The sequence below is a fragment of the Vibrio agarilyticus genome (genome assembly GCF_012641465.1).
GTDB classification, from domain to species: domain Bacteria; phylum Pseudomonadota; class Gammaproteobacteria; order Enterobacterales; family Vibrionaceae; genus Vibrio; species Vibrio agarilyticus.
Genome location: NZ_JABAIK010000014.1, coordinates 25,209 through 45,001 on the forward strand (window position 1 = coordinate 25,209; position 19,793 = coordinate 45,001).

The following is a 19,793-nucleotide window of genomic DNA, read 5'->3' on the forward strand; positions in this document are numbered from 1 at the left end:
GAGGCTTTGTTCGTTTGTCGCCCACCTGCAACTCTCAGTTGTTTGGGTATACATCAATTTCGATTAAGGGTGACTCAGCGTCATAATTGACGTAATAATATCGCCGTCACGATCGTCACCGATGCCGTCAATATCCTCGAACTGCGAGAACCCAAGGGTTGCCAGCGTATCGCCATTTGCTTGTGTGATTGCGTATTGGTCACGTCCTCCGAGGTCGCCATTACTATCAAAGATGTCAATCACCAGTAAGCCATAGCTTTCATTAATCGACCATTTGATATCAAAAACCTCTTTGTCATCTTCACCAAGATACTCTCCGTTATAGCCATCACGTTCGTCTTGGAACAGGGTATAAACTTCCCCATTGTGGCGCGTGATGACGGTGGTTTTATTCGGATCAAAGAAGTCGGCACTAAAGCGCTCATCGGTTTCGGTGCAGCTTTCTAATGTGTTGAGGAAGAAAGTAAAGTCACCAATAAGATCCTCTGCGGTATTGGCTGATGAACACTCTTTGACATTAACATCGCTATCGGTGGAATCCTCATCAACAAAGTCCAGTGTGTCACTCCACAAATCGGCAGAAATGTCGCTATCTGCGATGGTAGGTTCAAAAATCACCATGGCCACCGTTTCGCCATCACTGTCCACCATCGCCCATGTGGCGTTGTAAGGTGTATCGTCCTCCTCCAGTTCGCTAATGAGGATTTTGCCGTCATGCAACTGCCAGCGCCAATCAAAATCATTCTTCTCAGAGCGAATCACGTTCAACACGCCGCCACGGTTAAAGACATACTCGCGCGTAGTGTCATCAAAACGAACACGGTGGAGCGTTTTACCTTCAATCATATCGCGAGTGATGGCCATTGCACCGCCGCAGGTTTCAATGACTTGATTAAAGTCATCCGCGGTCGCCTCACCTTCCGTTTGATTGGCACTAGCGCATTTCGAGACTGGAATGTCCGCATTGCTGATAAACGCGTTTTTGGCTACGGCGTTCATCATTAAGCTGAGGTCATCACCTCGATTGAGTTGCGTGGTTTCAATCACACCAATTTGGACATTGTCATCATCACCGTATTGGCTTAGCACAATATGCGGCGAATCCTCTCCAAAGTCTTCACCCCACGCGGAAAGTGCACTTTCTGGCACGGTAAAGGTGACATACTCTGCAGAGCCTTGCGTCTTACGTTCCCAAGTCCCTGAACCGACTCGCGTGACGTTAGAGCTGATGTCGTCAGACGTATACACTTTGTAGAAGTAAGCGCTGTTATTGGCATCTGTTACCAATTCAACCGCAATGTAATGGCCAATTGATACGGCGGTAAAATCATTCACTGAACCGGATTGGCCAACTGATGCGCCAGTAAAGAGCTCATCGAGCGATTGAGCGATGTCTGACGCGCCGCCATACATGTGGGCATTCCAATCCCAGAGATAAATCGCATCTTTTTGCGGCACAAATTCAAGCAGAGCGCCTTGCGCGCCGTCTGGGAAGGTGGCGTCATCGTCTTTAAACGCTTCCCACTCTTCCGACTCATCAGCGATTTTTTTGCCCGCTAAATCACGTAACTCGCCAGTAACGGTATAGCGAATCTCAGGATGGCTGGTGGGGTAAGCGAGAATATTATCGCTATCGCTAAAGTCGATAGTGTAAGACTCACCGACTTCAACCCAGCCAGAGTCGGCGAGCTGAATATCTGAGATGGTGCTGATGTCAATCTGCTCGGGTGAATCACGATGAGCGTATGTCAGTCTACCTAGCGCCACCATCTTGGTGATAGAGCCATTGGTGTTGTGCGTTTCAAGAAACAGCTGCTCAATGTCTTCGGATTCATCCATATAGACACTGTAAAGTGTTGACGCGCCAGATAGGAACTCAATTAGGCTACTCGCTGGTGGCGTCGTTGGCTCGGTAGATGGCGTTTTCTCCCCGACAGCGGGGTCCTGTGGATCAGCATCATCGTCATTTTTCACGCCATCGCCGTCGATGTCGTCATCACTGTTATCGCCAATGCCATCGCCATCGGTGTCTTTGGTTTCATCTGGGTCAGTGGGGAATGCATCGTTTTCATCAATAACACCATCGTTATCGCTATCTAGCGGCGCACTGTCGGAAACGGCATTAAGTTCAATGACAAGGTCAGTGCCTAACGTGCCATCGCTGGCGCTTATTGTCAGAACTCCCACCTGATCGACGGTGGTTGGTGTGCCGCTGAGTTGCAAAAGAGTTCCGTCAACGTTAACACTCAAACCTGTGGTGGTGATTTGCGCAGACAACACTAGCGCATCACCATTTTGGTCTTTAAAGAGCTCGCCCAGTTCAAGTGTTTGTGTTGCTGCCACGCCTTGAGTAAAGCGCCACGCTTTTGCTGCCGCAGTAATAGCATCCTGATTGGCTAGGTTAATGGTCGGTGCTTGGTTGATAGGGATGTTAAAAGGGATCAACACATCCTTAACTTCATGTTGTTCAGAGTTGCGATCTGTGGCGACAAGGAGCAAGCGGATATCACTGTCTGCGTCAATCTGTGAGCCTGAGAGGGTGAGTTTATTGTCGCTGGTGAGAGCAAAGGTAATGCCTCCTATTGTCACGCTGTCTGAGAAGGTTTGGCGAGTGGCTTGCTCGGCATCGGATGAATGATTTGGGTGATAAAATTGCAGCGTGACTGGCGCGTCGATATCTTTATCGGTAACTAACTGAGTTAAGTCCTGAGAAGTGGTGAAAGTGTTAATATCTTGTCTGTTTTTGAGCGCTAGTTCATTTAGCTCCTTTTGTAATGCCTCTACGATACTGGTATTAACTTCAACGCGATAATTGCTGACAATAGAAGGGGTTTGGTTATTATCTCCGAGTTTAATTACTGCAGAAATTGTTTTGTCGCGAATATCGCCACCCGCTGTAACCGTGTTCTGCACTTGTTGAGCCGCAATTTTAACGATATCGATAATTTGCGATTGATAATTAGTTTGTTGTTCTGATTTTTTAGCATCGGCTTTGGTATCAGCAATAATACGTGCAACCATGTATAATTCTGCATCACTGTCGTTTTCTTCAGAATTTTCAATAAAATCAAAATAGAGATCAGCGCCTTGCTCTAGGCCGAGCGCATCCGTCACCGCATCTTTTGCTTCTTGCTCTGTCTTACCTTGCGCCATTTCAATCACGACGAGATCGGTGATAGGTGAGACGATGTCAGATCCACCAGGCGCCAGAAAAATAAGTTCATCGGCGACGGACTGATCGGGAGAGTCCATATCTATGGTGTAGATACCATCAGCAATGTGTCCACCGTCAATTAGGGTTTGTTGCAGCGCGCTGCCAGAGGCGATGGTTTGAATCGCACGAGTGCCCGCTTCATCGTCAGAAACGGTGGCTTGGCCTTGTTTATTGGTGAGTCCGACAATGGTGTCTGTGTCTAAATCTAACGCTCGGTTATTGTTATTATCAATAAACATAAGCGCGTTATAGAAGTAGCCATCGAGCCCGGTGATGGTCACATCATTGTTATTGCCACTAGCGGGTGTGTTGCCATCGCTGCTACCGCCGCCACAGCCAGCCAGTAGACCTGATATCACAAGGCCAATGGCGAAAGAAAGGTTGGATTTGCGCATAGTTCCCTCTAAATTGTAAAAAAAACGCATCAAGCCGTTAACAAATAACAGAAAATGTTAACCACATCCAAACTAAGGAAAACGGAATGAGATGCGTTAAATTCAGAGGGGTGTTTGTGATTTTGTGTTTAATTTCAATCAATTAAGTTAAATCTATGAAATGAATGAAATTGACAGTAATAATAAATACGCTAAATGATGGGTTATTTGATTTAATTATCAGGCGGTTAGAAAAACACTATTGTTAATAGTGGTATTTGCTGTGAGTGAGAAAGTAATCGAATACATTTGCAATTCTATGAAATAGGTAATTCGCTTTCTGTGGCACGGATTGTACGTGAAAGGAACTTACACTTTACTTCAATAAGCCGATTGCTGAGGTTGGCGTCTGTTTGGCTTGAGTAAATATCGATGTGGCGGATTGCTGAATGATCTGCGCTTTGGTGTGCATGGCGGCACTTTTGGCGATATCCGCATCGCGAATTTGGCTTTTTGATGTCTGCACATTTTCATCAATGTGACCCAAGTTATTGATCGCGTGGGTGAGTCGATTTTGAAACGATCCCAATTCTGCACGGTGGGAATCAACGTATTTGAGTGCTGCATCTGCCATGGCAATACCAAGCTGCGCGCCACCAACGGTTGAGATATCAAGGTCATTGACGCCTTTCATCTGCAATTTGTATGGGCCATTCTCGGTAAAAAAATCCCCTGATGCTTCGAGACGACTGCCAGGCTCATTGTCGTGAGCAAAAAAGAGATTCAGACGCCGATGCTCATCGACAAAGGCCGTCATCATCGACTGTTGACCGTTAATTCGAGTAGCGATTTCTTCAATATCGTCTCCGGCTTTTAAATCAAAAGAGATAGCGAAATCACGTGTGGCATCGGATGGGTGATGGCGTTTTACCGCCATCACGCTGTCTGCTGCAAGGGTCCAATCTTCATCTTTGCCGCTGGAAATAGGGATATTGACGGTGCCGCCCATTAATAAGTTTTGCGAGCGCATATCTTTGAGGTGAAGTCGTGTGGCTTCGCCACTATTGGTGCCTATTTGAAATGACTTGGAGGCAAATTGGCCATTGAGTAGTGGGTTGCCCGCAAATCGAGTGCTATTGGCAATACGGTTTAGCTCATCGTTAAGAGTTTTGACCTCTTCTTGCAAAGCGCTTCGATCATCATCGCTGTTCGCTCCGTTTGCGGATTGAAGCGATAATTCGCGGATTTGCTGCAAAATTTCGCTGGTTTCGCTAAGAGCCCCTTCGGCAATTTGAGCGATGGATATTCCATCATTGGCGTTACGAACGGCGACGTCGATACCGCGATTGTGCACGTGCAGGCGGTTGGCAATTTGTAACCCTGCCGCATCGTCTTTTGCGCTATTGATTTTGTTACCGGAGGCGAGCTGAATTGTTGACGCGTGCAGAATGGTCGCTGACTTATCAAGGTGTCGCTGCGTATTGAGAGCGGAGACATTAGTGCGAACATTTACGGTCATCAAACGATTCCAATGAAATACACCTAAATCACTTGAAGGTGCAGCTGTCTAACCACGCTGTCATCTCATTTAAAAGGGGGGACAAACAAGCTGATCACGAATGGGCGTAACAATTAGCGCCCTTATAATGAAAAGGTTATCGCCTTGAAAGCGAAACTCTTTAGTGATTTCTGACCGTTTGGTGTGAGGTGGTTTTGTAACCAGATCATAGCTGGCGCAATAAATCAGGTTAAGAGAGCCTTAAAAGAAAAGCCCCATAGCGTCGGGGCTTGAATGGTCTTTCTTGCAGAAACCTTATTCTATATTCTGAATTTGAAAATGGTTTTTGAGTTTTAATTTAATTAAAACATTAGGTTAAATTTATTATTTTGTTTGAAACTGATTCTTGTCACCAGCTGGCTAGTGCCAATGAAGCAGTGGCTTAAAAGTTGATGTCGTTGGCACTAACGATTTTTGGTTATGATAATATGGTGTTGATCTTTTACGAGCTTCGAACTTTGTAATCGTCGATGTTCTCGACTCGATTTTGGGTCAAATTTTATTCATTACACCTAAATGATATATCGATAATGGATCTTAGAATGCCAAATTCGATTAATTTAACCCCGTAGTAAGATTGAGCTATGACAATAAACATTGAGAAGGTGCGCCATGGTGACACGGATGCCATGTACACCATTATTGTGATTAATGGATTTTTATCAGAGAAAACGATCGATGTTAAAGATTGGCTCAACGTACTAAATGAAAGGTACAAGTCTGAGACAGTGCTCCATTGCCAGTGGCCGGCTAGCCAGGCTAGTAAACTGCTTTTTAAAACAGTAGGCTCCGGAACATTAACCCAAACGGCAGTCCGCTCTGTTGCAAAGAAAAGTATCATGAGGATGAGTTTAAGTGTAGGTAGCACGCTCAATCCCTACCTGAAATTAGGAACCGTGGCATACGCGGGCGTTACGCTTGGCTCTGGCGTTTACGAATTTCGAAAAGCCATGAAAAATGCAAAACTGGCGGGCGAACAGTTAGCCACTTATCTCGACAGTCAGAAGGGGAACTTTATCCTAATGGGGCATTCATTAGGTGCAAGGGTGATCTTCCACTGCTTGGAAAATCTGCAAACCAGAAACAGGGTAAGAATGGCTATGCTTTTCGGAGGAGCGGTAGGAAAAGAAAATGCATGGGAAAAGTTATTCCAAATACACCCCCAGTTGAAAATCTATAATTACCATTCCAGTAGAGATTACGTCTTAAAAACTCTCTATCCGGTCGGCACATTCAAAGCGGACAGCCCTATAGGCTTACACCCTATTGTGTGCAAGCGTAGTGGGTGTGTGTATAACGTCGATTTAACGGACGTTGTATCCGGTCATATGGAGTATAAAAAATCAGGAATAGGTCAACATATCATCTGATAGTAATCTAGTTCCATAAGCGTCAACGACCATCAGCTCGCTCACAATTTTCTTAGCCAAATACCAATTTCCTGATTCCTGAAAGATCAACGCGAGCCAGCGTGCAGTACGGAATCTTAGAGCCTATCCCGATAGGTTTTTATTCCAAACTATGAGGCTACAAGCTAAGTGCAACATAGCTTCATAGTTTTCTATTTTCTTTTCCCATCTCACCAGAATTCGTCTGTGACGATTTAACCAACTATGCGAGCGTTCAACTACCCAACGACGAGCTTTTTTCTCTACTGAGTTTTCAAGCTCTATTTTTTCTTCTCCACGAGAACGAACATGAGGGATGAAGTGTCGATCCATTAATGAGATTCTTAAGCCTTGAGAATCATAACCTTTATCCAAACATAGGTTTAACGGTAGATTTTTTATTCCTGTCTGACAATTATCTACGGTATCAAGTGCCAGTTTAATGTCATGCACATTTGCTTCTGTAATGACGATGACCAAGGGAAGTCCATTAGTGTCTGTCAGCAGGCTTCGTTTTACTCATTGCTTGCTCCTGTCGGTTGGGTTCCATCCTGTTTTTTTGAGCCTGAAAGGGGTGTCCTTACTGTAGTAGTACGGTGATAGGATTACCCTGTTTTATGCTTCTTCACTATGATATTTAACCACCTCTCATCACGCTCTGGGCGAGCATCTTCGGTTGTCCACATCTCCACCAGCTTTAGATTTGGCATATGGCTTAGGGTAAGCTCGATAGCTTTTTCATCCATATCGTTAAATGTTCGCCCATCCTTAACTCGCTCAGTATTGCCATACTTGAAAGATAAATACCACACGCCACCAGCCTTGAGAGATGCGGCTAGTTTGGTAAATACGCCGAGTAGCCCAGAGCGGGGAACGTGTAAAAGTGATGCGCATGCCCAGATTGCATCGTATTTTTCAGTAGCATTAATCTCTTGAAAGGTTTTGTGCTGGACATCAATCCCAGTATAGCTGGTGGCATGTTTGACCATCTCTTTTGATGCATCAATCGCTTCCACTTTGAAACCCATGCTTAAGAATGCTTTAGTGTCACGACCAGAGCCGCACCCTGCATCAAGAATTAGCGCTTGTTTTGGCAGTAATTTAACGAAAGGGGCGTACAATGAGTCCATAGCTACATTGAGCGTGCCATTAACAAAGTTTTGTGCGTTTTGGTTGTAGTATTCGATAGTCATTAGAAAGTGATAATCCCGCGTACTTCTGGTTGCCATTCTTGAATAAGCATTTGTTTAGCCGCATTGTACTGCGATTGAAGAAATGAGCTACGCTGCTGTTCGCTCTTGCCTGTTTGCTGAATAAGAGTTTCGCGTAACGGTAAATGGCTGTTAATAAAATACTCGTTTCGTTTGTGTAATCGACGTAGCAGCTCGATAGAAGGTACTTTAGCAAATTTACCGTTTTCACCACGATTGCAGTCCTTACAAGCCAGTACGAGATTCCAGACGCCATTTACGTTATTAAAGTTATCTTTCGCACTCCAAGGCAGGAAGTGATCCACATCTGCTAGATTCGCCGCACCTTTATCAATACTAATCTCCTCGAAGCAATAGAAGCAGCGACCCTTTTGATAGCCATTTAGGCTGTCTCTACAGCTTGTAATGTTTACTCGTCTTTCTTTATCTGAGGTAAAGAGTGTTTTTAATTCAGGGTCATATTCCACTGCGATAAGGCTTCGAGCGACACCCATTCGCCAACCTTGCTCAACCAATCGCCAGCGAGCCTCGGTTTCATGTTTGAAGTTTTGGAACTGAGGGCTTTCAGTAAGCTGAAAGAAATTATCGGTTAGTCGAATGCCTTTGTTTTGCTTGCGCTCGTCAAGAAAGAAACGATTAACGATCTCTCCACCATTTACGTTGTGAAAAGCATCAATCACGTTGTTAAAACCAAGTTTTACTGTCGTACCAATAAGCGTATCGTCATCGATTTGCCCTTGGTTATGAGCAATACAAGCTTCGATGAACTTACTCGATTTGGATGTGATCTGCTTTGGTGAGTGCTCTAAATGCTCACAGAGGTGCTTACTGAATGGAATGGCAAGTTGCTCTAACGTGATTAAGTCATTTGATTGCGCGTGCAAATCGATGAGGGAATGAGCTAGAGCAAATTTGTATGAAGCTACGTTTTTGCCAAATAAGATAACGGCTCTCCAACAGTTATCATTCGTGGGTTCTACTTCATAAAAATCCATATTTTATCCATCTGAACATCAATTGATTGAGAGTGGTTAAAATAACAGAAAAATGACACTTTGCCTTTTAACACTAGCCCATTATGAAAACGTGTAACTTTGGGATTTCTCCCATTTTTTTACGAGATTTCGAAATTCTCTGCCCATGAGATCTTTTTTCCTTAACCACTCACGATAATAAGCCTCCTGAGTCACCACCCTTGTCACCATTTAGGGTGATACTACAGGAAACAAACTAGAACGCCATAAACAAAAAAAGCCCCATAAAACGGGGCTTTAAGTGTTTGTTGTGAGCAGTGAGGAACGGTATGAAACCTTATTCTATGTTCTGAATTTGTTCACGCATCTGCTCAATCAGCACTTTAAGCTCAACGCCAGAAGCGGTGATGTCGGTGCTGATGGATTTCGATGCTAACGTGTTAGATTCACGGTTGAATTCTTGCATCATGAAATCAAGACGGCGGCCGACCGCGCCACCTTTACGCAAAATATTGTTGGTCTCTTTGACGTGAGAGTCGAGGCGGTCAAGCTCTTCAGCCACATCGGACTTTTGCGCCAATAAAATCAACTCTTGTTCAACGCGCGCAGGATCTAATTCCACTTGCGCATCGGCAAATTTACTCAGCAAGCGCTCGCGCTGCCACTCAAGAATTTCAGGCATACGCGCGCGTACTTTGACCACTTCTGCGGTAATTGCATCAAGACGCTGCTGGATCAGCGATTTCATGTTATCGCCTTCACGGCCACGCGCTTCAATGAAATCTGTCAAGGTATCATCGAACGCATTCAGTAGAGCGTGATTAAGCGCATCCATATCTTGCTCTGGTGTTTCCATTACACCAGGCCACTGCATCACTTGGAAAGGGTTAATGCGGCTTAGCTCGCCTGTCATGTGCATGACTTGTTCTGCGGCTTTAATCACTTGCGCCGCCAAGCCTTCATTAATGCTCAGTTCACCGCGAGCGGCTGGATTGGCCTCAAAACGTAGGCTGCATTCAACTTTACCGCGCGCCAAACGTTGGCGAAAACGCTCACGCAAAACAGGCTCAAGCGCACGAAATTGCTCTGGCATGCGAAAGTAAGTCTCAAGGTAGCGTTGGTTAACGGAGCGGATCTCCCAAACGGCGCTGCCCCAGTCGCCTTTGACTTCTTTGCGCGCGTACGCGGTCATGCTGTAAATCATGCTATGTTCCTGTGATGTTTAAGCGGCGAGGATGCGCGCTTAAGAGTGAATGCCGATGCCCGAAGACTTTGCTCGTTTGCCACCGAGTTATCCGCCAAATTGTTTGGGTAGGGAGGTTCACATGGCAACGGACTAAAAACGTTCGGCTATACTAGCATAATTCAATCTAAGGCATATCGCCCAATCACAGGGATGTCACTACTTCCTTTGATATACCCTTTCCACCTAAAGCTGCAGGGGTGTTGGCTGGCTCTCACAAACCTTATCACATAGCTCGTCTATGCTCAGAGGCTTTGTTTGCCAACCTGCAACTCCAAGTTGTTTGGGTATAAGAGAGCGAGCGCTCTGGCACCAAAACAACAATTCTTATATAATCTTGCGCCAACCAAACGTTTCCCCTGCTAAAGGTAGCCATTTATGCGTCCAAACAATCGCGCTGCGGATCAAGTGCGCCCAATCAAAATGACTCGTCACTATACTGCTTATGCTGAAGGTTCAGTGTTGGTGGAGTTTGGCAATACAAAAGTGCTTTGTAACGCCACTGTCGAGGAGAGCGTGCCGCGCTGGATGAAAGGACAGGGCAAAGGCTGGGTGACGGCAGAATACAGCATGCTGCCACGTGCAACGCATTCGCGTACGCGTCGTGAGGTGACCAATGGCAAACAAGGTGGTCGCACGATGGAAATTCAACGTTTGATCGCTCGTAGCTTACGTGCTGTGGTGGATTTGCAAGCCATGGGTGAATTTATGATCACCGTGGATTGCGATGTGATTCAAGCCGACGGTGGTACGCGTACCGCATCGATTAGTGGTGCTAGCGTGGCATTGGCGGATGCATTCCAATACTTAATCGACAACGGTAAGTTGAAAAAGAACCCGATGAAAGGCCATGTTGCGGCGGTTTCTGTCGGCGTTTTGGGCGATGAAATCTTGTGTGATTTGGAATACGTTGAAGATTCTAACGCCGATACCGATATGAATGTGGTGATGACCGAAGATGGCCGCATGATCGAAATCCAAGGCACGGCTGAGGGTGAGCCTTTCACTCACGAGCAACTGATGGCGTTGTTGGATTGCGCGAAAACCGGTATTAACGAGATTGTCGCGGCGCAGAAGGCGTCGCTAGAAAATTAATTTTTTGAATAGCTCCTACGATGTAGGGGCTATTTTTTTGCCTGATGAAATTTGACGGGTGGATGCGCCGCGTCATAACAGGTGCCACCTATACAGCGAAACGCTGCGAGTGCGAGCCAACGTGCGGTGTTTTGGTGTTTAGTATCATAAAAGAAGAGAGAGAAGATGAAAGCGTACCAGCGTGAGTTTATTGAGTTTGCCTTAGAAAAGCAGGTATTGAAGTTTGGTGAGTTTACTTTGAAATCTGGCCGTAAGAGTCCGTATTTCTTTAATGCTGGTCTGTTTAATACTGGCCGCGATTTGGCGCGTCTGGGGCGTTTCTATGCGGCGGCGCTGGCCGACTCTGGTATCGCGTTTGATGTGTTATTTGGCCCCGCTTACAAAGGGATCCCAATCGCAACCACCACCGCAGTCGCACTGGCTGATCATCATGAGATTGATACCCCTTACTGCTTTAACCGTAAAGAAGCCAAAGATCATGGCGAAGGTGGCAACCTTGTTGGAAGCGCGTTGGAAGGGCGCATCATGCTGGTGGACGATGTGATCACCGCTGGCACCGCAATTCGTGAATCGATGGAAATTATTCAAGCCAATGGCGCAGATTTAGCGGGTGTGCTGGTGGCCATTGACCGTCAGGAAAAAGGCAAAGGCGAGCTATCGGCGATTCAAGAAGTGGAACGCGATTTCGGCTGTGCGGTGATTTCGATTGTCAGTCTGGGCGATTTGATTGCCTTTTTGGAAGAGCGTGGCGACAGCGCAGAGCACCTTGCTGCGGTTAAAGCGTACCGCGCCGAGTACGGAATTTAATTGTCCTTTTGCTTAAAAGCCATCGCTTAGTCTTAAGCGATAGCGAGTTAACAGCCTAACCGCTGAGTCACGAGATTCAGCGGTTTTTTTATTGGGTTTATACCCTTTCCACTTGAAGTTGCAGCGTTGTTGGCTGGCTCTCACAAACCTCATCACATAGCTCGTCTATGCTCAGAGGCTTTGCTCGCTTGCCGCCTACCTGCAACTTCAAGTTGTTTGGGTATAGTTCGTGTTACCTAATAGCCTCGCGCAAAGTCAATAAGGTGTTTGAGCGGCGCGCCAAGACAAAAGCGTTGGTAATTGTCGCAAAACTGCTGCCACACTTGCTCTGGTGAGCTGATGGCAGCAATGTGCGGCGTTAATGTCACGCTAGGTGAACTCCAAAATGGATGCTGCGTTTCAAGTGGCTCATAATGAAAGACATCAAGGTAGGCGTGTTGGACAGAGTGAGCTGCAATGGCAGCTAAAAGATCATCGTCGTTTAGCGCGTCACCACGCCCGACATTAAATAGCAAAATATTTTGTGCGTGTTTCAGTGTCTCACGGTTGAGCACATTTTGAGTTTGGGGCGTGCTTGGTAGTGTATTGACCAGCAACTGACACTGGCCAATCGCCTGTGGCAATTCGCTGAGAGAAAAGACCTCGGCAAAGGGGTGCGGCTGCGCCATAGCGCCGGTGCGATTTACCCCAAGTACACGCAGGCCAAACGCATTGGCAACATGGGCGAGTTGGACAGCAATATTGCCCGTTCCTAAGATTAACAGTGTTTCGCCTTGTAACGAGCGATACGGCATTGGGAGCCAAGCTCCTCGGCGTTGCTGCTCTGCGTACTGGGGCAAATGGCGGTAGTGGGCAATGGCGTAACCGAGCACGTATTCCGCAATTAAAGGGCCAAAGATATCACGCACATTGGTCAGCAGATAATCTTGACGAGCATTGGGCTGCAGTAGCGCATTGACCCCAGCGTAGGTAGATTGCAACCAGGCTAGTGCGGAAAATTGATGCAAATGCGGCGCAATGCGTGGTGGATCGGCCAGAATAATGTTGGCCTCACTGGCGAGCTGAGTTTCTTCAAGCCCCGGTAATGCACTGGCATGAAATAAGTCGCGATACAGCGAATTGCTGTCTGTGGCGATGAAAATCTTGTGAGTCGAGTGTGGCATTGGCTTTTTTCCCTGTGACGAATCAAGTACACTTCCGCTGTTTTTTAACGCAATCATCGAGTGCTTATGCTTAACAATCCACTGCAGGTCCGTCTCGAAAAACTGGAACCTTGGCAACACATTACCTTCATGGCGTGCTTGTGTGAACGCATGTACCCTAACTATGCCATGTTTTGTGACAACACGGAATTTGCCGAACCCCGCGTCTATCGCGATATTTTGGACAGCGTGTGGGAAATTTTGACGGTAAAAACCGCCAAAGTGAACTTTGAACGTCAGCTTGAGAAACTCGAAGCGCTGTTTCCTAGCGCTGATGAATACGATATCTACTTGGTTTACCCTGCTATGGATGCGTGTCAGGCGTTATCGACTATGCTGCATGGCCTGCTTGACCGTGACTATCTGTTTGACTCTGTAATTAAGGTGAGCCAACAATCGGTCAAAACCGTCGCCGACTTGGAAGAAGCGCAGGGCGCTGAGCCTATCACTAATGAGAATCAAAAGGCCAATGAAGCGGTGTGCGAAGAGTGGGATGTGCAGTGGGCTATTTTTCGACCGCTGCGTGAAGCAACAGAGCGCGATATAGAGCTTATCAAAGACCTGCGTGCTGAGCTGCGCGATGAGCTTATCAGCAATATTGGTATTGAGCTTTAATCGCTTTTTTAAATCGATATTGAAAAAGGGATGCACTAGGCATCCCTTTTGTTATCACTATGACATTCATATAGAGCTTTAACGATTAGGCTTTCGGCTCAGTAGAATTCGGCTTATCAGCTTGTGAATCATCGCTAGCGTTTGTGTCTTTGCCGGTTTCAGCGGAACCATCAACGCTCTGGTCAGTATCGATATGCGCGACGGTGTATGGGCCTTCTTCTTCCTCATCGTCATCGCGGCTTTCAATCATGCCGTGGGTCTTTTTCCACTTCTCCCAACGTTCAAACGCCAGCTCTTGCATGTCAGTGCTCTTATCGGCTTCGTCGATGATCTCTTCGCCCGTCAAGTGTTCAAAGATATCTTCTAGGGTAACAATCCCCTGAACATCACCGTATTCGTCGACCACCATCGCCAATTGCAAGCGGTGCGCCATCATCTGTTCAAACGCTTTTGGCAGAGGCAAATTGTTGAGCATGACGTGGATTGGGCGCATAACCGCACCAAGCTGTTTATCGCCACTGCCCGCTTGCATCAGTTTGAACAGCTCAAGACGGTGCACAAAGCCAATGATGTTATCTTTTTGCTCTGCGTAGACCAGCGGACGTGAAAACGGCGTGTCGTTATGCTGCTCAAGAAATTCGCGAATCGTCATGGTCGCGTCGACGCGAAACACCACTGGGCGCGGCGTCATGACTTGAGTCACAGGCACGTTTTGAATACCAAGAAGGTTACTCAGAATTTTTGACTCACCTTCGGCAAACTCACCACTTTCACGAGCCAAAATGGCCATTGCTGAAAGCTCATCGCGCATTTTAGGCTGTTCGTGATTGCGCGCGAGACGCTTGGTGATCTGCTCGGAAAACCAAACAAAAGGAGTCAGAGCCCAAACCATCCAGCGCAATGCTACGGCTGAAAAGGGGGCGAGTTGACGCCAATAAGTGGCTCCAATGGTTTTAGGTACGATTTCAGAGAGCACCAAAATGGCCAAAGTGAGTACCGCAGAGAACACGCCAAGCCACTCGCTGCCAAACACGACCGCCGCTTGCGCACCTGCGGTGGCCGCGCCTATGGTGTGGGCAATGGTATTGAGGGTCAAAATCGATGCCAATGGGCGGTCGATGTCGGCTTTCAGTTTCCCCAGCGCCTCTGCCGCAGGATGGCCTTGCTGTTTCAGTTGAGCAATATAAGCGGGGCTGATGCTGAGTAACACAGCCTCGAGCACGGAACAGATGAAAGAAACACCAATCGCGATGGTGATGTAAATAGCGAGCAGTAGCATAATAGCCCTTGATTTATGAAATAAGACGTCGTCTGACGGCGCATGATAACACCGCTCAGGCCTGCTATAAATTGGTCTAATACGAAATGAATACAAGTCTTAATGACGAGTAATCGGTAACAAATTGTGAGTTATTACTCATATTGTGGCGAAAAGTGCGTCATCAAAACCGTTCACACGCGACAAACCTTTGCCAGATGGGGCATTTATGCTTTAGAGTGGTCTCAATTCGATAACCTATCAAGAAGGGAAACCTAATGAACAAGACCCAATTAATCGACTTCATCGCAGAGAAAGCGGATCTTTCTAAAGCTCAAGCAAAAGCGGCTCTAGAAGCAACGCTTGAAGGCGTAACTGACACTTTGAAATCAGGTGATCAGGTTCAACTAATTGGTTTTGGTACGTTCAAAGTAAACCACCGTGCAGCTCGCACTGGTCGTAATCCAAAAACTGGTGCGGAAATTCAAATCGCAGCAGCGAACGTTCCTGCATTTGTGGCGGGTAAAGCACTGAAAGATTCAGTGAACTAAGTTACACTGCGCCGAGGTCATTTGTTCCTCGGTGCATTCTATCATGCCATTTCGTCGTTTTATTCTTTGTACTGCCACTCTGGTATTGAGCGCTTGCTCCTCTTCTCCTAGTCCCACTTTGACTCAATTTACGCACTACTCTGCTGGCTACGCTGCAGGGGATGCGACCAGCTTTTATTGGTTAACCGAACAACTGAACATGCCAGCAAGTGCGGCCGACTATGTCACCGCAGGTGATTATGGCTGGTATCAAAGTGAATATCGATGGCGTCAGGGGCAGTTACGAGAACTGGTTCGCGAAGGCGAACAGCATCTTCCCGCGCAAGAGATCCAGCGTTATCGCATTCACGTTCGTTTTAATCCTGCGGGCGAGGCGGTGTATCAGTCATATCGTCTGGGCAATAAAATTTTGCCGTTGCAACCTCAGCAGCTCGAGCGCTATCAAGCCGAAGCTCAAACCATCGTCAGTGCGACAAAAGCGCAAGCTCGAGAGGGTCAGAGTTTGGTGCAAGGTTATTGGGATGGAGAGACCTTTGAAACCTGCGATGGGCGCGATTATAACGGCTTGGAGTTCAATCAAACCTTGCCGAGTTTCGTGATTACGCGTCTAGCGAGTGTTGACAGTTATGTCGCCTTTGTTGGCTCCGCGGCAGCAGACCGACTCGCAATACGCACCTTATTACAATTGGCCGAAGGTGATGTTGATTGCATTGAAAGGCCGCAATTACTAGACGATTAATATTGGCATAAAAAAGGCGCATGACGCGCCTTTTGATTAAGAAGAAGCCTCAAACTAATCGGCTTGTTGCTCACGAGCAATCGCGCGATAGCCGATGTCTGAGCGATAAAACGCGCCATTCCAGTCGATACCTTTCGCCAATGCGTAAGCGCGCTGCTGCGCTTCTAACACACTGTTGCCTAGCGCCGTGGCACACAGAACGCGGCCACCGTTGGTCACGATATCACCGTCACGATTTTCGGTTCCTGCGTGGAACACTTTTTCGCCTTCGGTTTCAACTTGAGGCAAACCTGAAATCACATCGCCTTTGTTGTAGTCACCAGGGTAACCGCCTGCTGCCAGCACAATGCCAATCGCGGCACGGGGATCCCACTGTGACTCAACGCTATCAAGCTTTTGCTCGATGGCAGCAAAACAGAGTTCAACCAAATCCGATTGCATGCGCATCATGATTGGCTGGGTTTCTGGATCGCCAAAACGGCAGTTGTATTCGATCACTTTTGGCGTGCCGTCTTGATCGATCATCAGGCCAGCGTATAGGAAACCTGTATAAGGGTTGCCTTCAGCCGCCATACCGCGCACGGTTGGGTAGATCACCTCTTCCATGATGCGATTATGGATTTCAGGTGTCACAACGGGCGCTGGCGAGTACGCGCCCATGCCGCCAGTGTTTGGACCTGTGTCTTGGTCACCCACACGTTTGTGATCTTGGCTGGTGGCCATTGGCAGTACATTCTCGCCATCAACCATCACGATGAAGCTGGCTTCTTCGCCATCAAGGAACTCTTCAATCACCACGCGGCTACCTGCTTCACCAAAGGCGTTGCCTGCCAGCATGTCTTTGATAGCGTCTTCCGCTTCTGTCAGCGTCATGGCGACAATCACACCTTTACCGGCTGCAAGGCCGTCGGCTTTGACTACAATCGGTGCGCCTTGCTGACGCACGTAAGCCAGCGCAGGCTCGATTTCGGTGAAGTTAGCGTAAGCGCCAGTTGGGATCTGGTGACGAGCCAAAAAGTCTTTGGTAAACGCTTTAGAGCCTTCCAGCTGCGCCGCTGCCGCTGTAGGGCCAAAAATCGCTAATCCGGCCTCGCGGAACGCGTCAACCACTCCTAGGACTAGCGGCGCTTCTGGGCCAACAATGGTCAGTTCAATGGCGTTTTCTTGCGCAAATGCGACCAAACCCGCAATGTCTTCTACCGCGATATTGACGTTCTCAAGTTTTGGCTCAAGCGCCGTTCCCGCATTACCGGGCGCGATAAAAATCTTCTCGACGTTAGGGTTTTGCGCCGCTTTCCAACCAAGTGCGTGTTCGCGACCGCCTGCACCAATAATCAATACCTTCATGTTTTAAAATCCTTATAGCGTCATCAGTATCTTAATTTCTGCGTCAAAAGTGCTCATTTATGTTTATAAACTGCGCGCTTTTTCCTTGAACTTAAAGCCACTGACTCGCTCTATGCATTTTCAAATATCGGAATATTTAAAAAAACAAAAAAATTATAAGTCTTACTCAAAGTAGTTGGTGATGTGGCTAGGCAGCAATTGAGCCCATCCCCGGGAGCATAGTCTGCTATGTGACCGGGGTGGGGCAAAAGCCGCTAACGACGCCACAGTGCCAAATACGAAGAGGAAATTAGTGACGGAAGTGACGCATACCCGTAAAGATCATCGCCATACCATGTTCATCGGCAGCGGCAATCACTTCGTCATCACGCATCGAGCCACCTGGCTGGATCACGCATTTGATCCCCGCGTCTGCTGCCGCGTCAATACCGTCGCGGAATGGGAAAAACGCATCCGATGCCATGACGCAGCCTTCCACTTGCAGACCTTCGTCTGCCGCTTTGATACCTGCAATTTTTGCCGAGTAGACGCGGCTCATTTGCCCTGCGCCCACACCCACTGTCATGTCGCCTTTGGCGTAAACAATGGCGTTCGATTTGACGTATTTAGCCACTTTCCAGCAGAACAGCGCGTCTTTAAGCTCTTCATCGGTGGGTTGGCGCTTTGAGACAACTTTGAGATCGCCAAGTGACACCATGCCTTGGTCGCGGTCTTGTACCAGCAGGCCGCCGTTAACGCGTTTCATGTCAAATTGGTCGGTTTTTTGCTGCCATTCGCCGCATTCAAGAAGACGCACGTTTTTCTTCGCTGCCACAATGTCCATCGCTTCGGCGCTGACGCTTGGGGCGATGATCACTTCGACAAACTGGCGTTCAACAATCGCGCTGGCGGTAGCGGCATCGAGCTCGCGGTTAAACGCAATAATGCCGCCAAATGCGGAGGTCGGGTCTGTTTGATAGGCGCGGTTGTAGGCTTGCAGCAGATCTTCACCCAGTGCCACGCCACATGGGTTGGCGTGTTTAACAATCACACACGCTGGCTCGAGGAACTCTTTCACGCATTCTAGCGCAGCATCGGTATCGGCGATGTTATTGTAAGAGAGTGCTTTGCCTTGAATTTGGCGCGCTGTCGCTACCGAGGCTTCTTGTGGGTTGGCTTCGACATAAAATGCGGCCGCTTGGTGGCTATTTTCACCATAGCGCATGTCTTGCTTTTTAATGAATTGCTGATTGAACGTGCGCGGGAATTTCGATTCTTCGTCACCTTCTTTGTTCTCGCCATAGGAGGTGACCATGGTGCCAAAGTAGTTTGCGATCATGCCATCGTATGCGGCGGTGTGTTCAAATGCGGCAATGGCAAGATCAAAGCGAGTCGCTAAAGTCAGCGAAGCATCATTCGCGTCCATTTCGGCAATCACGCGCTGGTAATCGCCAGCGTTTACCACAATCGCCACATCTTTGTGGTTTTTTGCGGCAGAGCGAACCATTGTCGGGCCACCGATATCGATATTTTCTACCGCATCTGCAAGAGTACAGCCTTCTTTTGCCACAGTTTGCGCAAATGGGTAAAGGTTCACAACCACCATATCGATAGGAAGAATGTCGTGTTTGGCCATGATAGCATCGTCTTGGCCGCGACGACCGAGCACGCCACCGTGTACTTTCGGGTGCAGCGTTTTGACACGACCGTCCATCATTTCAGGAAACCCGGTGTAATCGGAGACTTCGGTGACCTTGAGATTTTGCTCTGCAAGAAGGCGAGCGGTGCCGCCTGTTGATAGAAGTTCAACCCCACGCTCAGCCAGAGCGGTGGCAAACTCAACAATTCCAGTTTTGTCTGATACGCTGATCAGCGCGCGGCGAATAGGGCGAGCGTTGTTCATTCTGCCATCTTCCTCAAATTCATGGTTAAAGACATTTGCCAAAGCCGAACATGGACCCATGTGTTGTGATAGCTTGGCCAACTTTGGTAAAGATCTTTAGAGAGAATCGTTTCACGCTTATGATAGAGAGTGAAATTGTTCACAAAATTTGATGGCGCGTATTCTAACCAATTTATTACAAAAAAGCTCGCGCAATCGTTTGGCATAACGAAATTAATTGGGAAAACAGCGCTAATAGCACGATAACGCCACCAAGTGGTTAAATATCTGTTTAAGTGGATGGTGACTTATCCCCCTGCCACTTGGTGTCGCAGCGGTGTTGGCTGGCTCTAAAA

Annotated in this window: 15 protein-coding genes and 1 pseudogene; 6 read left to right on the forward strand and 10 right to left on the reverse strand. The window is 47.5% G+C overall.

Annotated elements, in window-relative coordinates; translation table 11 throughout:
- Nucleotides 1-63 precede the first annotated feature (63 nt).
- Together HGP28_RS13785 and HGP28_RS13790 are read right to left on the reverse strand one after the other, a co-directional pair.
- Nucleotides 64-3,609, reverse strand: a complete 3,546-nt coding sequence (locus HGP28_RS13785; RefSeq protein ID WP_168837038.1) for a hypothetical protein — start codon at nucleotides 3,607-3,609, stop codon at nucleotides 64-66.
- 355 nt (nucleotides 3,610-3,964) lie between these two features.
- Nucleotides 3,965-5,107: a flagellin gene (locus tag HGP28_RS13790; RefSeq protein WP_168837057.1), complete on the reverse strand. Its 1,143-nt coding sequence runs from the start codon at nucleotides 5,105-5,107 to the stop codon at nucleotides 3,965-3,967.
- Between the two features lie 623 nt (nucleotides 5,108-5,730).
- Here HGP28_RS13790 and HGP28_RS13795 point away from each other — a divergent pair.
- On the forward strand, nucleotides 5,731-6,516 hold the full coding sequence (locus HGP28_RS13795) for a DUF726 domain-containing protein (protein WP_168837058.1): 786 nt from the start codon (nucleotides 5,731-5,733) through the stop codon (nucleotides 6,514-6,516).
- Nucleotides 6,517-6,639: 123 nt separating this feature from the next.
- Here the strand turns inward: HGP28_RS13795 and HGP28_RS13800 are convergent.
- The 4 genes and pseudogenes from HGP28_RS13800 to HGP28_RS13815 form a co-directional block, all read right to left on the reverse strand.
- A pseudogene (locus tag HGP28_RS13800) lies at nucleotides 6,640-7,107 on the reverse strand (IS5 family transposase); the annotation flags it as partial.
- Nucleotides 7,108-7,139: 32 nt separating this feature from the next.
- Complete coding sequence (locus HGP28_RS13805) at nucleotides 7,140-7,727, reverse strand: class I SAM-dependent methyltransferase (RefSeq protein WP_168837060.1); 588 nt, start codon at nucleotides 7,725-7,727, stop codon at nucleotides 7,140-7,142.
- Nucleotides 7,727-8,740 carry an HNH endonuclease domain-containing protein gene (locus tag HGP28_RS13810; RefSeq protein WP_168837061.1) on the reverse strand — a complete coding sequence of 338 codons (1,014 nt, stop codon included), beginning with the start codon at nucleotides 8,738-8,740 and terminating at the stop codon, nucleotides 7,727-7,729. Before HGP28_RS13810 ends, HGP28_RS13805 begins: the two co-directional genes overlap by 1 nt.
- A gap of 316 nt (nucleotides 8,741-9,056) precedes the next feature.
- Entirely contained in the window at nucleotides 9,057-9,923 is an 867-nt protein-coding gene (locus HGP28_RS13815; RefSeq protein ID WP_168837062.1) for a YicC/YloC family endoribonuclease, read from the reverse strand.
- A 417-nt stretch (nucleotides 9,924-10,340) separates the two neighbouring features.
- Here HGP28_RS13815 and rph point away from each other — a divergent pair, with 417 nt between their 5' ends.
- On the forward strand, nucleotides 10,341-11,057 hold the full coding sequence (gene rph, locus HGP28_RS13820) for a ribonuclease PH (protein ID WP_168837063.1): 717 nt from the start codon (nucleotides 10,341-10,343) through the stop codon (nucleotides 11,055-11,057).
- A gap of 165 nt (nucleotides 11,058-11,222) precedes the next feature.
- Nucleotides 11,223-11,864, forward strand: coding sequence for an orotate phosphoribosyltransferase (pyrE, locus tag HGP28_RS13825; RefSeq protein WP_168837064.1), 642 nt, complete (start codon nucleotides 11,223-11,225; stop codon nucleotides 11,862-11,864).
- A 236-nt stretch (nucleotides 11,865-12,100) separates the two neighbouring features.
- Here the strand turns inward: pyrE and HGP28_RS13830 are convergent, their stop codons facing one another.
- Nucleotides 12,101-13,027: a D-2-hydroxyacid dehydrogenase gene (locus HGP28_RS13830; protein WP_168837065.1), complete on the reverse strand. Its 927-nt coding sequence runs from the start codon at nucleotides 13,025-13,027 to the stop codon at nucleotides 12,101-12,103.
- A 66-nt stretch (nucleotides 13,028-13,093) separates the two neighbouring features.
- Here HGP28_RS13830 and HGP28_RS13835 point away from each other — a divergent pair, with 66 nt between their 5' ends.
- Nucleotides 13,094-13,681: a YjaG family protein gene (locus HGP28_RS13835; protein WP_168837066.1), complete on the forward strand. Its 588-nt coding sequence runs from the start codon at nucleotides 13,094-13,096 to the stop codon at nucleotides 13,679-13,681.
- Between the two features lie 85 nt (nucleotides 13,682-13,766).
- On the opposite strand, the gene HGP28_RS13840 is transcribed toward HGP28_RS13835, so the two are convergent.
- A complete protein-coding gene (locus HGP28_RS13840; protein WP_168837067.1) occupies nucleotides 13,767-14,960 on the reverse strand; it encodes a hemolysin family protein in 1,194 nt (397 codons plus the stop codon).
- 257 nt (nucleotides 14,961-15,217) lie between these two features.
- Here HGP28_RS13840 and hupA point away from each other — a divergent pair, with 257 nt between their 5' ends.
- Together hupA and HGP28_RS13850 are read left to right on the forward strand one after the other, a co-directional pair.
- Nucleotides 15,218-15,490, forward strand: a complete 273-nt coding sequence (gene hupA / locus HGP28_RS13845) for a nucleoid-associated protein HU-alpha (protein ID WP_168837068.1) — start codon at nucleotides 15,218-15,220, stop codon at nucleotides 15,488-15,490.
- Nucleotides 15,491-15,533: 43 nt separating this feature from the next.
- On the forward strand, nucleotides 15,534-16,229 hold the full coding sequence (locus tag HGP28_RS13850; protein WP_168837069.1) for a DUF1481 domain-containing protein: 696 nt from the start codon (nucleotides 15,534-15,536) through the stop codon (nucleotides 16,227-16,229).
- Between the two features lie 54 nt (nucleotides 16,230-16,283).
- On the opposite strand, the gene purD is transcribed toward HGP28_RS13850, so the two are convergent.
- Entirely contained in the window at nucleotides 16,284-17,576 is a 1,293-nt protein-coding gene (purD, locus tag HGP28_RS13855) for a phosphoribosylamine--glycine ligase (RefSeq protein WP_168837070.1), read from the reverse strand.
- 289 nt (nucleotides 17,577-17,865) lie between these two features.
- A complete protein-coding gene (gene purH / locus HGP28_RS13860) occupies nucleotides 17,866-19,458 on the reverse strand; it encodes a bifunctional phosphoribosylaminoimidazolecarboxamide formyltransferase/IMP cyclohydrolase (RefSeq protein WP_168837071.1) in 1,593 nt (530 codons plus the stop codon).
- Nucleotides 19,459-19,793 lie beyond the last annotated feature (335 nt).